General features: G+C 73.3%; 8 protein-coding genes. 5 read left to right on the top strand and 3 right to left on the bottom strand.

What is annotated here, in order from left to right:
• Window positions 1-265 precede the first annotated feature (265 nt).
• Together dnaE and AC6EXY_RS05690 are read left to right on the top strand one after the other, a co-directional pair.
• Entirely contained in the window at window positions 266-3,799 is a 3,534-nt protein-coding gene (dnaE, locus tag AC6EXY_RS05695; protein ID WP_101830097.1) for a DNA polymerase III subunit alpha, read from the top strand.
• A 393-nt stretch (window positions 3,800-4,192) separates the two neighbouring features.
• Entirely contained in the window at window positions 4,193-5,584 is a 1,392-nt protein-coding gene (locus AC6EXY_RS05690) for a class I SAM-dependent methyltransferase (RefSeq protein ID WP_499818835.1), read from the top strand.
• An 82-nt stretch (window positions 5,585-5,666) separates the two neighbouring features.
• Here AC6EXY_RS05690 and panB read toward each other — a convergent pair whose 3' ends face one another.
• Window positions 5,667-6,521 carry a 3-methyl-2-oxobutanoate hydroxymethyltransferase gene (panB, locus tag AC6EXY_RS05685; RefSeq protein WP_101832744.1) on the bottom strand — a complete coding sequence of 285 codons (855 nt, stop codon included), beginning with the start codon at window positions 6,519-6,521 and terminating at the stop codon, window positions 5,667-5,669.
• Window positions 6,522-6,830: 309 nt separating this feature from the next.
• Between panB and AC6EXY_RS05680 the strand changes: the two genes are divergently transcribed.
• The gene (locus tag AC6EXY_RS05680; RefSeq protein WP_243407703.1) at window positions 6,831-7,379 is read left to right on the top strand and encodes a phosphotransferase; all 549 of its coding nucleotides are present in this window, start codon (window positions 6,831-6,833) and stop codon (window positions 7,377-7,379) included.
• Window positions 7,380-7,439: 60 nt separating this feature from the next.
• Here AC6EXY_RS05680 and AC6EXY_RS05675 read toward each other — a convergent pair whose 3' ends face one another.
• Complete coding sequence (locus tag AC6EXY_RS05675; protein WP_101832746.1) at window positions 7,440-8,417, bottom strand: 1-aminocyclopropane-1-carboxylate deaminase/D-cysteine desulfhydrase; 978 nt, start codon at window positions 8,415-8,417, stop codon at window positions 7,440-7,442.
• Window positions 8,418-8,537: 120 nt separating this feature from the next.
• A complete protein-coding gene (ppk2, locus tag AC6EXY_RS05670) occupies window positions 8,538-9,560 on the bottom strand; it encodes a polyphosphate kinase 2 (protein WP_101832747.1) in 1,023 nt (340 codons plus the stop codon).
• Window positions 9,561-10,065: 505 nt separating this feature from the next.
• Here ppk2 and AC6EXY_RS05665 point away from each other — a divergent pair.
• Entirely contained in the window at window positions 10,066-11,994 is a 1,929-nt protein-coding gene (locus AC6EXY_RS05665) for a protein kinase domain-containing protein (RefSeq protein ID WP_499818836.1), read from the top strand.
• Between the two features lie 408 nt (window positions 11,995-12,402).
• Complete coding sequence (locus AC6EXY_RS05660) at window positions 12,403-14,331, top strand: serine/threonine-protein kinase (protein WP_499818837.1); 1,929 nt, start codon at window positions 12,403-12,405, stop codon at window positions 14,329-14,331.
• The last annotated feature ends 493 nt before the right edge of the window (window positions 14,332-14,824 follow it).

The raw sequence follows: 14,824 nt of genomic DNA, 5'->3' as shown, positions 1-14,824 counted from the left end.
CCGCCGGCCGGGAGCGCTCCGTCGCACGCCGTGGGCCGCCGGCATGGCGGCGATCCGGGGCGCGGCCGGGCAGCTAGGCTGCCGGGACAAGTCCCGTCCATCCGGCCGATCCCCCGCGGCGGGCGCATCGGCCCGGCCCCACCCGACAACCTCGGCCGAGTCCGGGCCCACCGGGTGCGCCGGGTGCGTCCCCCGTCGGGCACCGCCGGGTGGGTGGCCGTCCGCTTCGACCGGCGTGCCCAGCGCGCGGAAGGGTCCGTCCGAGGTGTCAAACTCCTTCGTCCACCTGCACGTCCACACCGAGTACTCGATGCTGGACGGCGCGGCCCGGTTGAAGGACATGTTCGCCGAGGTGTCGCGCCAGCAGATGCCGGCGGTCGCGATCACCGACCACGGCTACATGTACGGCGCGTACGACTTCCACAAGCAGGCGACCGCCGCCGGCGTCAAGCCGATCATCGGCTGCGAGGCGTACGTGGCCCCCCAGTCGCGCCTGCTCAAGCAGCGTGTGCGCTGGGGCGAGCCACACCAGAAGGGCGACGACGTCTCCGGTGGTGGCTCCTACACCCACATGACGATGTGGGCGCGCAACGCGGTCGGCCTGAAGAACATGTTCAAGCTCAACTCCCGGGCGTCGATCGAGGGTCACTACATCAAGTGGCCGCGGATGGACGAGGAGATCATCGCCGAGCACGCCGAGGGGCTCATGGCGACGACCGGGTGCCCGTCCGGGAACGTGCAGACCCGGCTGCGCCTCGGGCACTTCGACGCCGCCCTGCAGGCCGCCGCGACCTACCAGGAGATCTTCGGCAGGGAGAACTTCTTCTGCGAGATCATGGATCACGGGCTCGACATCGAGCGCCGGGTCCGCGACGGGCTCGTCGACATCGCCCGCAAGCTCGGCATGCGCTTCGTGGTCACCAACGACTCGCACTACACCTACGAGTCCGAGCGCGAGGCCCACTCCGCGCTGCTGTGCGTCCAGACGGCCTCGACGGTGGCGAACCCGACCTTCCAGTTCGAGGGATCGGGTTACTACCTCAAGAGCGCCGAGGAGATGTACGCGATCGATGGCTCGGACGTCTGGCAGGAGGGCTGCGAGACCACGCTGATGATCGCCGAGCGGGTCGACCCGACCGGCATGTTCAGCAAGCGCAACCTCATGCCGCGTTTCCCGGTCCCCGACGGCGAGACCGAGGAGAGCTGGTTCCGCGCGGAGACCTGGGCCGGCATGGACCGGCGCTTCCCCGGCGGCTACGACGAGGAGCACCGCGAGCGGGTCGAGTACGAGATCGGGATCATCCTCCAGATGGGGTTCCCCTCGTACTTCCTGGTCGTCGCCGACTTCATCATGTGGGCGAAGAGCCAGGGGATCCCGGTCGGGCCCGGCCGTGGCAGCGCCGCCGGGTCGATGGTCGCCTACGCGCTTGGCATCACCGACCTCGACCCGATCCCCCACTCGCTGCTGTTCGAGCGCTTCCTCAACCCCGAGCGCGTGTCCATGCCCGACATCGACATCGACTTCGACGAACGTCGGCGCGGTGACGTGATCCGCTATGTGACCGACCGGTGGGGCGAGGACCGCATCGCGCAGATCGTCACCTACGGCACCATCAAGGCGAAGGCCGCCATCAAGGACTCCTCCCGTGTCCTCGGCTACCCGTACGCGGTCGGCGACCGGATCACCAAGGCGATGCCGCCGGCCGTCATGGGCAAGGACATCCCGCTGGGCGGCATCTTCGACGAGAAGCACCCGCGCTTCAGCGAGGCCGGTGAGATCCGCGGCCTCTACGAGTCCGACGCGGACGTCCGCAAGGTCATCGACACCGCGAAGGGCCTCGAGGGCCTCATCCGCCAGGCAGGCGTGCACGCGGCGGGCGTCATCATGTCCGCCGAGCCGATCATCGACCACATCCCGGTGTGGCGCCGCGACGCCGACGGCGCGATCATCACGCAGTTCGACTACCCGACCTGCGAGACGCTCGGCCTGCTCAAGATGGACTTCCTGGGCCTGCGCAACCTCACGGTGATGGACGACGCGGTGCGCAACGTCGAGTCCAACCGGGACCGGACGATCGACCTGCTCGGCCTGAGCCTCGACGATCCCGCCAGCTACGAACTGCTGGGCCGCGGCGACACGCTCGGCGTGTTCCAGCTCGACGGCGGCCCGATGCGCTCCCTGCTGCGGATGATGCGCCCCGACAACTTCGAGGACATCTCCGCCGTGCTCGCGCTCTACCGGCCGGGGCCGATGGGCGCCAACTCGCACATCAACTACGCGCTGCGCAAGAACGGCCAGCAGGAGATCACCCCGATCCACCCGGAGCTGGCCGAGCCGCTCGCCGACATCCTCGACACGACCTACGGCCTGATCGTCTACCAGGAGCAGGTCATGGCGATCGCGCAGAGGGTCGCCGGCTACTCCCTCGGCGGCGCGGACCTGCTGCGCCGGGCGATGGGCAAGAAGAAGAAGGAGATCCTCGACAAGGAGTTCGTCCCGTTCTCCAGCGGGATGAAGGACAACGGCTACTCCGACGCGGCCATCAAGACACTGTGGGACATCCTCGTCCCGTTCTCCGACTACGCCTTCAACAAAGCGCACACCGCCGGCTACGGACTCGTCTCCTACTGGACGGCGTACCTGAAGGCCAACTATCCGGCCGAGTACATGGCGGCGCTGCTCACCTCGGTGCGTGACGACAAGGACAAGTCGGCGATCTACCTCAACGAGTGCCGACGGATGGGCATCCGGGTGCTGCCGCCGGACGTCAACAGCTCCAACGCCGACTACACGGCGCACGGATCGAACGAGATCCGGGTCGGCCTCGCCGCCATCCGCAACGTGGGGACGAACGTCGTCGAGTCGATCGTGCGCACCCGGGGAGCCAAGCCCCGGTTCGTGTCGTTCCCGGACTTCCTCGACAAGGTCGAGGCGGTGGTCTGCAACAAGCGCACCATCGAGTCGCTGATCAAGGCCGGCGCCTTCGACGCCCTCGGGCACACCCGTCGCGGCCTGGTGGAGCGGCACGAGCAGGCCGTCGACGCGGTCATGAGCGTGAAGAAGAAGAACGCCGAGGGCCAGTTCGACCTGTTCGCACTCGACGACACCGAGGACGACGGCGGCGCGCCGATGTTCGGCGTCCAGGAGTTCTCCGACCAGGAGTGGGACAAGACGGTCAAGCTGTCCCACGAGCGGGAGATGCTCGGCCTGTACGTGTCGGACCACCCGCTGCGCGACGTCGAGCACATCCTGGCCGCCAAGGCCGACTGCGGCATCGCCTCGCTCACCGGCGGTGAGTACGCGGACGGCTCGACGGTGACCATCGGCGGAATCATCTCCAGCCTGCAGCGCAAGGTCACCAAGCAGGGCAAGCTCTGGGCGCTGACGACCATCGAGGACCTGGAGGGCGGTCTGGAGGTGATGTTCTTCCCGCAGACCTACGAGACGTGCTCGACGCAGCTCGCCGAGGACGCCGTCGTCATCGTCAAGGGCCGCCTCGACAAGCGGGAGGATGCCCCGCGGCTGATCGCCTCCGAGCTGACCGTGCCGGACCTCAGCGACCAGGCGCTGAGCCCGCCGGTGATCATCACGATGCCGGCGTCGCGGGTGAACCCGCCGACCGTCGAACGGCTACGCGAGGTACTCGGCACCCATCCGGGCACGACCGAGGTGCACCTGCGCCTGCAGGGCGCGAGCCGGGTCACGCTGCTGCGCCTCGACGACGCCTACAAGGTGCAGCGCACCCCCGCGCTGATGGGCGACCTCAAGGCCCTGCTCGGCGCCGCCGCCGTCGCCTGACCTCCGCCGGATCGGGCCGGGGCGGCCAGCGGCCGCCCCGGCCCAGCCCGGCCGGGCGTCCACCGCGGGCGTCTCGCGCCGTGCGTGGCCTGGTGTTCTCAGGAGGTCAGCAGGCGGTTTATTCCCGTTCTCGGGCCTACTGGCATGCGACACCTGCCACCGTTCGAACGCGGCTTTTCCGGGGGACGATGCCACCCAGACAACCAGGTGCGACCGCGCCCCGCGGGGCTGGGCCGACCAGGGTCCGCGACCGGCCGGCGCGCACAGCACCGGTGGTTTGTCCAGACCCGGGTCGGGCGGCGCCGACCGGGCCGGTCCCCGGCGCTGTCCCCGCCGGCCGACTCCGGCGACGTCCCAGCACGGGGACGGCGCACCCGAGCCGGAGGATGCGCCGTGACGATCAGTCGAGACCTGGAGGACCCCCAGCCCGTCGCCCCCGCGACCCCCACCGGTGCCGATCCGGCGCCCGCGTGGTCGCCGCAGGTCGCGCGGGCGACGCACGCCCTGCTCGGGACCCTGCTCGGGACCGACCCGCCGGTCCGGGTCACACTGTGGGACGGTTCGACGCTCGGCCCCGACACGCCGACCCGGATCGCCGTGCGCTCCCCCGAGGCGATGCGCCGGGTGCTGTTCCGCCCCGGCGAGCTGGGCCTGGCCCGCGCGTTCGTCGCCGGCGACCTCGACGTCGACGGCGACATCTTCGCCGCCCTCGGAGTGCGCGAGGGGCTGTCGACATCACCGCGGCGGCTTGACGCCGCGGCCCGGGGCGCGCTGTTCACCCTGCTGCGGGAGCTGGGCACCCGGCCGCCGGTCCCGCCGGCGGAGGAGGCCCGACTCCATGGCCGCCGGCACAGCCAGGACCGCGACGCCGCCGCCATCTCGCACCACTACGACGTGTCGAACGACTTCTACCGCCTGCTGCTCGGCCCCACGATGACGTACTCGTGCGCGGTCTGGGAGTCCCCGTCCGTGGGGCTCGACGCCGCCCAGGAGGCCAAGCACGAGCTGGTCTGCCGCAAGCTCGGCCTGCGACCCGGCGAGCGGCTGCTTGACATCGGCTGCGGCTGGGGCAGCATGCTCCTGCACGCCGCCCGGCACCACGGCGTGCGCGGAGTGGGGGTGACGATCTCGGTGGAGCAGGCGACGGAGGCACGGCGCCGCATCGCCGAGGCGGGACTGTCCGACGCGATCGAGATCCGCCTGCAGGACTACCGGGAGATCCCCGACGGCCCGTTCGACGCGATCAGCTCCGTCGGCATGGTCGAGCACGTCGGCCGGGCGATGCTGCCGACCTACTTCGCCAGCCTGTACGGGCTGCTGCGCCCCGGCGGCCGGCTGCTCAACCACGGCATCTCCCTGCCCGGCGACCCGGCGGGCGCGGGACGCGGCCGCCCGCACCTCGGGCCGGTGCCGCTGCCGAAGGGCCGGGACTTCCTGCGCCGCTACGTGTTTCCCGACGGGGAGCTGCACGAGATCGGGCTCATGACCTCGCTGACGCAGGCCGCCGGCTTCGAGGTCCGCCACGTCGAGAACCTGCGCGAGCACTACGCGCTGACCCTGCGCGCCTGGGTGCGCCGCCTGGAGGAGGACTGGGACACCGCCATCCGGCTGGCCGGCGCGGGCCGCGCGCGGGTGTGGCGGCTGTACATGGCGGGCTCGGCGCTCAGCTTCGAGTCCGGCCAGACCCAGATCCACCAGACGCTGGCCGTCCGCCCCGACGCCGGCCGCTCCGGCCAACCCCTGCGCCCCCACTACGACTCCCCCGCCCCGTCCCCGTCCTCCTGACCGACGTCCCGACGTCCCGACGTCGATCGGCCGGCGCCCCACCTTGTGGGACGCCGGCCATGGTCACGGCGCCGCGAACCGCTCAGACGCTGGTGTGCGCGCGCTCGGGATAGCGGACCGCGGCGACCTCGCCGGCGTAACGATCGGCTGCGTCGCCCAGAGTGCCGGCAAGGTGGGCGTAGCGCTTGACGAACCGGGGCGCGCGGCCCGTGGTCAGGCCGGCCAGGTCCTGCCAGACCATGATCTGGGCGTCGCAGTCCGGACCCGCTCCGATGCCCACCGTCGGGATGCGCAGGGACACGGACACCCGGCGTCCCAGCTCGGCCGGGACGGCCTCCAGGACAACGGCGAACGCGCCCGCCCGTTCCAGTGCCAGCGCATCCTCCAGCAGCCGGTCACCGGCGCCGCCGCGGCCCTGAACCCGGTGCCCGCCCAGAGCATGGATGCTCTGCGGGGTCAGTCCGAGATGCCCCACGACCGGGATGCCGGCCGCCACCAGCGCGCTCACCTGCGGGATCACCGCCCGGCCGCCTTCCAGCTTGACCGCCTGCGCCCCGCCCTCCTTCAGATGGCGCACCGCGTTGACCAGCGCCTGTCGCGGCCCGCTCTGGTAGGTACCGAAGGGCAGGTCGGCGACGACCAGCGCGGTACGGGTGCCGCGGACGACGGCCCGCACCATCGGAACGAGCTGCTCCATCGTCACCGGTACGGTGCTCGGGTCCCCGAGGACCATCTCGCCGCTGGTGTCGCCGACGAGCAGGGCACGCGCCCCGGCCTGGTCAAGGACCCCGGCCGTGAGGGCGTCGTAGCTGGTGAGCATCGCCCATCGCTCACCGCGGTCGGTCGCCGCCTGTAGATCACGAACAGTGATCCGACGATCCGTGGGCCACGCTGTTGCTGTCCGCGAAGGCACGGGAAGGAGGGGAGGAATGGACATGGGTATGTCCCTTCTGGTCACCACCACGGTCGGGTTGGCGCCAGTCCCGATAATGCTCCGGCGGATCTCTGTGCCGCCGGCCCGTGATGCCTTCACCACGGACTCGGCCGCGGCAAAGCTCGGCGGAGCGGCATGACGGACACGTCTCTTCCCGGCGGCGCGGTCAACGCCGTGACCCGCGTTGGCGCAACAGTACGAAGGCCGCTGCCACCCCGTGCCGGTTACATCCACGATCTACTCACGTTTCTGGCACAGCAGGGCTGGGATGGGGCACCACGACCGCTCGGAGTCGACGAACACGGACGCCAGGTGCTCACCTATCTGCCCGGTCATGTCGCCTGGGCGCCCGGACAGCTCGCCGCGGTCATCTCCGACGCCAGTCTCTCCCGCGTTGCCGGCCTGGTTCGCCAGCTGCACGATCTGACGGCCGGCACTCACCTGGCCGGCGGCTGCGAGGTCGTCTGCCACAACGATCTGGCTCCCAAGAACACCGTGTACCGCGACCTCGGCGCAGGGATGCGTCCCGTTGCCTTCATCGACTGGGATCTGGCCGGCCCCGGCGAACGCATCCACGATGTCGCGCATGTGTGCTGGCAGTTCGTCGGGCTCGGGCCCGCCGTCGCCGCCCCGTCGGAAGCAGCCCGAAGGATCGGGCTGATCCGTGACGCCTACGGCCTGCGCCGGGATGCGCCGCTGATCGAGACGGTGTTGTGGTGGCAGGATCGCTGCTGGCGCGGGATCGAGGCGGGAGCACGCGCCGGTGATCCGGCGGCCAGGCGGCTGCGCGACGCGGGCGCCGTCGACGAGGTGCGCGCTTCGCAGCAGTGGGTCTGCGACCATCGCGAGCAGCTCACCTGAGGAGCCGGGAGACGATTCGTTCGCCGATTGTGCGCACGACCCAGGCTGGCGGACGGGGACTCAGGGCGTCGCCACACCCGCGGCCGCGATGCGCGCAGACGACTGCGGTCCGTCGGCCAGGGCGTTCACGACAGCGACGATGGTGCTCCCAGGCCGGAAGTCTCCGGCGGCGACGAGGGTGAACACTCCCAGGAGCATCTTCGCCTCGTAGACCGGTTCCAGGGTGAGGCCGTGGCGGTCGGCGAAGTCGGCGATGAACCGGGTCAGGTCCGGGGTCGTCCGGGCGTAGCCGCCGCAGTGGAAGCCACACTCCAACGTCCAGGTGGTGGTGGCGGCGCCGAACGCGGCCCGCTGCAGCGCGCGGATGTCGTCGGCCAGGAAGTCGCCGCCGCGCAGCACGGGGAAGCCGACCGCGCGCTGGCCGGGCCGCAGCCCGGCGGCGAGGCCGGCCAGGGTGCCCCCGGTTCCGCAGGAGCAGCAGAGCACGTCGAATGGCTGGGTGATCTCGGCGGGCAGCCCGGCGGCGCCGCGTACCCCGAGCGCGTTGCTGCCGCCTTCCGGCAGCAGATGGAAGGGGCCGAACGCGGCCCGCAGCCGGTCGGCCAGGTCCGGGGACGTCCGCCGCCGGTAGGACGTCCGGTCGAGGTAGGTCAGGTGCATGCCATGCTCGGCGGCGCGTGCCAGGACCGGGTTGAGCGGGCGGTGCTCCTCCCCGCGGATGACGCCGACGGTGCGCAGCCCGAGCGCCGCGCCGGCGACGGCGACGGCCCGGACGTGGTGCGAGTAGGCGCCGCCGAACGTCAGCACCGTGTCGTGGCCCGCGGCGTGGGCCCACGCCAGGTTCGGCGCGAGCTTGCGCCACTTGTTGCCCGGGATGTCCGGATGAACGAGGTCGTCACGCTTGAGCAGCAGGCGCAGGCCGCGCGCGGCCATCCGGTCGTCGACGAGCTCGTCGAGCGGCGACGGCAGCCGCGGGCGCAGCAGCTCGGCGAGACGCGCTTCCTCACCTCGAACGGCGGCGGCCGGTGCCTCGTCCATCAGGCCATTGTCGACCGTCCACGGCCGAGCCCGCACTGCCATGGCGGGCCACGGCCGCCGCGCGCCTGGGTCTGGCCGCGATGTCACGTCCTCGCGGCCGGCCGACCCGCGGCGGTCGGGTCAGTGCAGGGAGGGGAAGGTGCGGTCGGCCTGTTCGCCGGTCTCGAGGAGGTCGACGGCGTGGCCGACGATGAGCGGGTCCGGCGTGCCGACGAGCTCCGGGTCCTTGCCGGTGTAGTTGAGACGGTGCAGGACGTGGCGCATCGCCTCGAGCCGGGCGCGCTTCTTGTCGTTGCTCTTCACCACCGTCCACGGCGCCTCGACCGTGTCGGTGTAGAAGAACATCGCCTCCTTGGCGTCGGTGTAGTCGTCCCAGCGGTCCAGGGAGGCGATGTCCATGGGGCTGAGCTTCCACTGCCGGACCGGGTCGATCTGGCGGACGATGAAGCGGGTCTGCTGCTCGCGCCGGGACACCGAGAACCACAGCTTGACGATGGTGATGCCGCTGCGGGTCCACATCCGCTCCAGCTCCGGAGCCTGGCGGAGGAACTCGCGGTACTCCTCCGGCGAGCAGAACCCCATCACCCGCTCGACGCCGGCCCGGTTGTACCAGGACCGGTCGAACATGACGATCTCGCCGGCGGCCGGCAGGTGCTCGACGTACCGCTGGAAGTACCAGGAGCCCTGCTCACGGGGGGAGGGCTTCTCCAGGGCGACGACCCGGGCGCCACGCGGGTTGAGATGCTCGGTGAACCGCTTGATCGTCCCGCCCTTGCCGGCGGCGTCGCGGCCCTCGAAGACGAGCAGGAGGCGCTGCCCGGTCTCCTTGACCCAGTACTGCAGCTTGAGCAGCTCGATCTGCAGCAACCGCTTCTCGCGCTCGTAGTCGGCGCGGTGCAGGCGGGCGTCGTAGGGGTAGTTCTCGCGCCAGGTGTCGACGGGGGTGCCGTCGGGACGCAGCAGGGTGGCCTCGTCGTCGTCCTCGTCGAGGACGCGCAGCCCGGCGAGATGCTCCGACTGCTCACCGACCTGCTCCGCGAGCCCGGCGGCCCCCAGCCAGCCGCGGATGCTCTCGCCGCCATGCACCAGCGGCTCGGCCTTCACGTCGGCTCCCCTGGGGATCACCCGTTCGACCTGGGTCACATCGACTCCCTCCGCGCACCGGCTGCGTTCCCCGGCCCGGGCGGTGGTCCCGGCCGCGTCCATCCCAGGTCGGCCCTGGCCGGCCAACCGTACGAAAGTCCGCCGGTCCGGTGTTGGCGGACGAACGAACGCCCGATGGCGGAACAGTCGCACTCCGACATATCCGACACAGACCGGCCGGCATCACCGCGTCGCGGCTCGCTCCGTCCACGGCCGACGTACGGCCGAGGTCCTGTCCCGTTCCTTCCCGGCGTCGCCCACCGGCATTCACACCGCGGCCGCGGATGTCGTCCCGCCGACACCCCCACCCGCACCGGGAGTACACAGTCCATCGACGGACGGCAACATCGCCATTACCAGATGAGGGTGCCGCCCGGCCCGCGAGACAATCGCCAGGACCACCCGCACCGCACGGCGCCAGCGGCGGTGACGGATCGGCCGCTCGCCCATGTCGGTTCTTGTACGACCCGCCGCCGCGCGGGGTGCCAGGAGATAAGGAAGCAGTGTGCTGACGCCCCTGACCTCGGATGACCCCCGTCGTATCGGTCCGTTCCGGGTGGCGAACCGGATCGGCGCCGGCGGAATGGGAGTGGTCTACCTCGGATTCGGCGAGGACGGCAAGCCGGCCGCGGTGAAGGTGCCGTCGGTGGGCCTGGCGGACAGCGCGGAGTTCCGGTCGCGGTTCCGCCAGGAGGTGGACGCGGCGCGGCGGGTGCGGGGCAGCTCGGTCGCGGCGGTGCTGGACGCCGATCTGACCGGGGACCGGCCGTGGATGGCCACCGAGTTCGTCGAGGGCCGCAGTCTCGCCGACGCGGTCGCCAGCCGCGGTGCCCTGGACGACCGGCTGGTGCACGGGCTGGCGATCGGGCTCGCCGACGCGCTGGTCGCGATCCACGCGGCCGGGGTGGTCCACCGCGATCTGAAGCCGGCGAACATCCTGCTGGCCTGGGACGGGCCGAAGGTCATCGACTTCGGGATCGCGCGGGCCGCCGACAGCACCAGCCACACCCGCACGGGGATGCTGATCGGCACGCTGATCTGGATGGCGCCCGAGCAGCTGCGCGGGGACCGGGCGGGCCCGCCCGCCGACGTGTTCGCCTGGGGGGCGTGCGTGGCGTTCGCGGCGGCGGGACGCCCGCCGTTTCGGGGGGAACGCGCCGAGGCCATCGGGATGCAGATCATGACCGCCGAGCCCGACCTCGACGGGGTGCCGGCGGACCTGGTGGACCTGGTGTACGCGGCGCTGGCGAAGGAGCCCGAGGCGCGCCCGCGCGCCACCGACCTGCTGGCCCGGCTGGTGGGCCGGGACGTGCGCTCGGCGGCCGAGTCCGACCAGGCGAGCGAGACGGCGCTCGCCCAGATCTGGAACCTGCCGCCGACGCCGCCGGACGGCGCGGGCCCCGCGTTCGCCGGGCGCCCCGCGGCCCACGGCGGGCCCGGCTACCCGCCCGCCACGGCGGGCCGTCGCCCCCCGGCGGCACCGGCCGGCGGCTACCCGCCCGATCCCACCCTGCGCGACTCCCGCGCCGCCCGCGACCGCGGCTACGACGACCGGGGCTACGACGGCCGGGGCTACGACGGCCGGGGCTACGACACCCGTGGTTATGACGACCGTGGGTACGGCGGCTCGGGCCCCGGCGGGGGCACACCGCCGTCCTACGGCCCCGCCGGCTACGACGCGGCACCGCCCGGACCCGGCTACGCCCACCAGCACGGCGCCGGTCCGGGTGGGCCCGGCGGCTGGGGCGGGACGGGGCCGTCGGGGGGCCGCGGCGGCTCGTCCGGCGGGCGCGGCGCCCTGGTCGCGGTCGCCGTCCTCGCCCTGCTGCTCGTCGGCGGTGGGATCGCCGCCGCGGTCGCCCTCACGAGCGGCGGCGGGGGCGGCGCGGATCCCTCCGCGGCGCCGACGGCGAGCTTCCCGCCGGCCACGGGCGCGCCGACGTCGAACCCGACCGCGCCGACGGCGACCGTACCGGCCACGCGGACGACGAGCGCGGCCTCACCGACAGGCACGACCACGAGTCCGAGCCCGACGTCCTCCGCGGGCACCCTGTCGTCGACCGACGCGGCGGCGGTCGTGCGCTCCAACGGCTACGAGCCGGACATGAGCACCTACCAGGAGGACCGCCGCCTCAACGTGGTCATCGGCACCGGCCAGCCGGCCGCCGACAACACCCCGCGCCAGCTCGCGTTCGTCTTCGCCGACGGCCGCTACCGCGGCACGGACACGAAGGATCCCAGCGCGCACGTCGCCCTGCGCAACCAGCGCAACGACCACGAGGTGACGTTGCGGTACGACACCTACAACCCGCAGGACCCGATCGGCTCCCCCTCAGGCCACGCCGACGTCCGTTTCCGCTGGACGGGAACGAACTTCAGCACGCTCGACCCGATCCCCACCACCGACCCGCAGGCCGCCGACAGCCGCCGGTGAGACGCCCCTGCGTGTCCCGACGGCGCCTGCGACCGGGCGCCGTTCGCGGGTGGTCGGCGACGGGCCGCCGGACGCGCCCGCCGGAGGCCGCCCCGCCGGCGGCGCGCCCGTCACCCCGGGACCAGCCGCATCTGGATGGCCTGGAGCATTATCGTTTCACCCGGGATGTGCCCGGCTCCGGCCGCGGCGCGCAGAGGGGACGAGCCGTCCGAGCGGATCCGCCGGTGGACCGGCCGGGGCCGAGGGTGTGGGTCGGGTTCCCGGCGCGGTGCGGAGTCCTGGCGTGGTGATCGAAGGAGTGACCATGTCGGCGCAGGTCGGGCGGGACGGTGAGCGGGCCCGGCGACGGCCGGGTGCCCGTCGCCGGGCTCGGGCCGCCCGGGCGTCCTCACGCGGCCGGGCGGGGCGATGCTGACTCCGCTGGTCGACGACGACCCCCGCCAGGTCGGCCCGTTCGCCATCCACAACCGGATCGGCGCGGGGGGGATGGGCACGGTCTATCTCGGCTTCAACGCCGAGGGCCGGGCCGCGGCCGTCAAGGTGCCCGACGCCCGGTTCTCGGACGACCCGGAGTTCCGCGAGCGGTTCCGCCGCGAGGTCGCCGCCGCCCGGCGGGTCCACGGTCGCGCGGTCGCCGCCGTCCTCGACGCCGACCCCGAGGCCGCCTCCCCGTGGCTGGCCACCGAGTACGTCGAGGGCACCAGCCTCGCCGACGCGGTGCTGCGCCACGGCCGGATGGAGGAGCGTCTGCTGCACGGCTTCGGCGTGGGGCTCGCCGACGCCCTCATCGCGATCCACGCCGCCGGCGTCGTCCACCGTGACCTCAAGCCGTCGAACATCCTGCTGGCCTGGGACGGCCCCAAGGTGATCGACTTCGGGATCGCCCGTGCCACCGGCGTCCCCAGCCACACCCGCACCGGCATCCTCATCGGCACGCTCGCCTGGATGGCACCCGAGCAGCTGCGCGGGGAGCGTGCCGGCCCGCCGGCCGACATCTTCGCCTGGGGGGCCTGCGTGACGTACGCGGCCACCGGCCATCCGCCGTTCGCCTCGGAGGAGGCCGACGTGCTGACCCGGATGCGCGAGGACCGCCCGCCGGACATCGTCGGCGTTCCCGACGCGCTCGTCCCGCTCGTGCGCGCCGCGCTGGCCCGCCGCCCGCAGGACCGCCCGAGCGCCGCCGATCTGGTGCGCCGGCTCGTCGCCGATCCTCAGGTGCGCACGCCCGCGGACGCCGACCGGGTCGCCGCGCAGGCCCTGACCCCCTGGCAGGCCCGCCCACCGCTGGGCTCCCTCGACGAGGCGGCGGCCGGCCTCGATCCCGACCGGCCCGACCAGCCGACCCACCCACTGGCGCTGCGCCCCACCCCTCCGCCCGGCGGCGACCGCTCCGTCGGCACCATGCCCGTGCCGCGCTGGGCGGGCCCGGAGGGCGACAACCCGCCCGGTGTCGCGGGCGCCGCCCCGGCCGCGCCGAGGCCTCGCGGCGTCCCGACGCCGGCGACGGAGCGCACCGAGCCCCGGGGAGGGGCGGTCGCGACCCGCCTCGCGCCCGCCGCCGTGGCTCTCGCGCGCGGCGCGGCGCCGGGACGCGTGAACCCGGGCGGCCGTGGTGCGGGAGCCGACCTCGACGGCGCGCTCCTCGACGACGACCGGTCCGCCGAGGCCGGCCGGCCCGCCGGCGGCGGGCTCCTCGAGGACGACGGGCATCTCGCCGACGGCGGTCCCAGACAGGGCGCCGGTCCCAGACAGGGCGGCGGCCCCAGGCGGGACAGCGGGTCCGGACGGCCGGGCGTGGCGGGATGGGGCAGCGCGGCGCTGGAGGCGACGTTCGGCTGGCTGCCCGCGCCCTGGCGGCGGGCCGCGCCGCTGGCCAGTGGCGCGCTGCTGGTCATGCTGGTGGCCGGCATCGTCGCCGCCGTCCTCGCGTCGTCCGGCGGCGGCAGCGAACCGCAGGTGGAACCGACCCCGACCCCCGCGCAGGACCGCACACCCGCGGGCACGTATCCCCCGCCGCCCGGCCCCGGTAGCGATATGCCATGGATACCCGGGGGCGTCGCCCACGGGACCGCCGCACCACCGCCGACCGCCGGGTCGCCGCGCGGCGGCAGCCAGCCGGAGACACCAGAGGGTGACCCGACCCCGCTCACGCCGAGCCCGCAGCCGGGGACCGTAGAGCCGACCCCGACCTCGACGGAACGGCCCTCGCCGACGTCCGGAGCCTCCCCGACCGGCGGGCCCACCCCCTCGCCGACCGGGTCGGCTCAGGCGCCGCCGACCGGCTGCCCGACGGCGGCCCCGAACGGGCCGGGCACACCCCCGCCGCCGGTCTGCTGACGGGCCACACCGCCCGCGCGGGAACTCCGGTCCGTCACGGCGGAGCACCGGCTGACGGCAGTCGCCTACGCCGTGTCACCGGGCTGGGGCGTCAGGTTCCGGCGGGACCCGGTGCAGTTCCGGTTGCCACTGGCGGAGGACCGGTTGCTCCCGGTCGCGGAGCCGGTGCAGCTGCGACTCGGCTTCGGGGTCGGCCGGTCCGTCGGCTCACTCGTCGGTCCGTCCGTGGGCCTGTCGGTGGGCGGCTCGGTGGTCGGCGCCGGTGTGGGAGACGGGGTGTCGGGCGGCGGAGTGTGGGTGGGCTGCGCGGGCGGGGTCGTCGGGGCGCCCGGGTTGGTCGGTGCGGCCGGTGACGCGCTCGGCCCTCGTGCTCGGTGGAGCCGATGACGATCGTCTTGTCGGCGGCGACGCCGAAGTCACGCAGCGTCTCGTCGTGGATGGCGAGCAGCCGCCGCGCCTGGGCGAGCAGCGTCTCGCCGTCGGGGGTGAGACG

It is taken from the genome of Frankia sp. RB5, assembly GCF_059816245.1.
The sequence above is the reverse complement of the archived record's forward strand: the minus strand, read 5'-3'. Positions and strand labels throughout refer to the sequence as shown.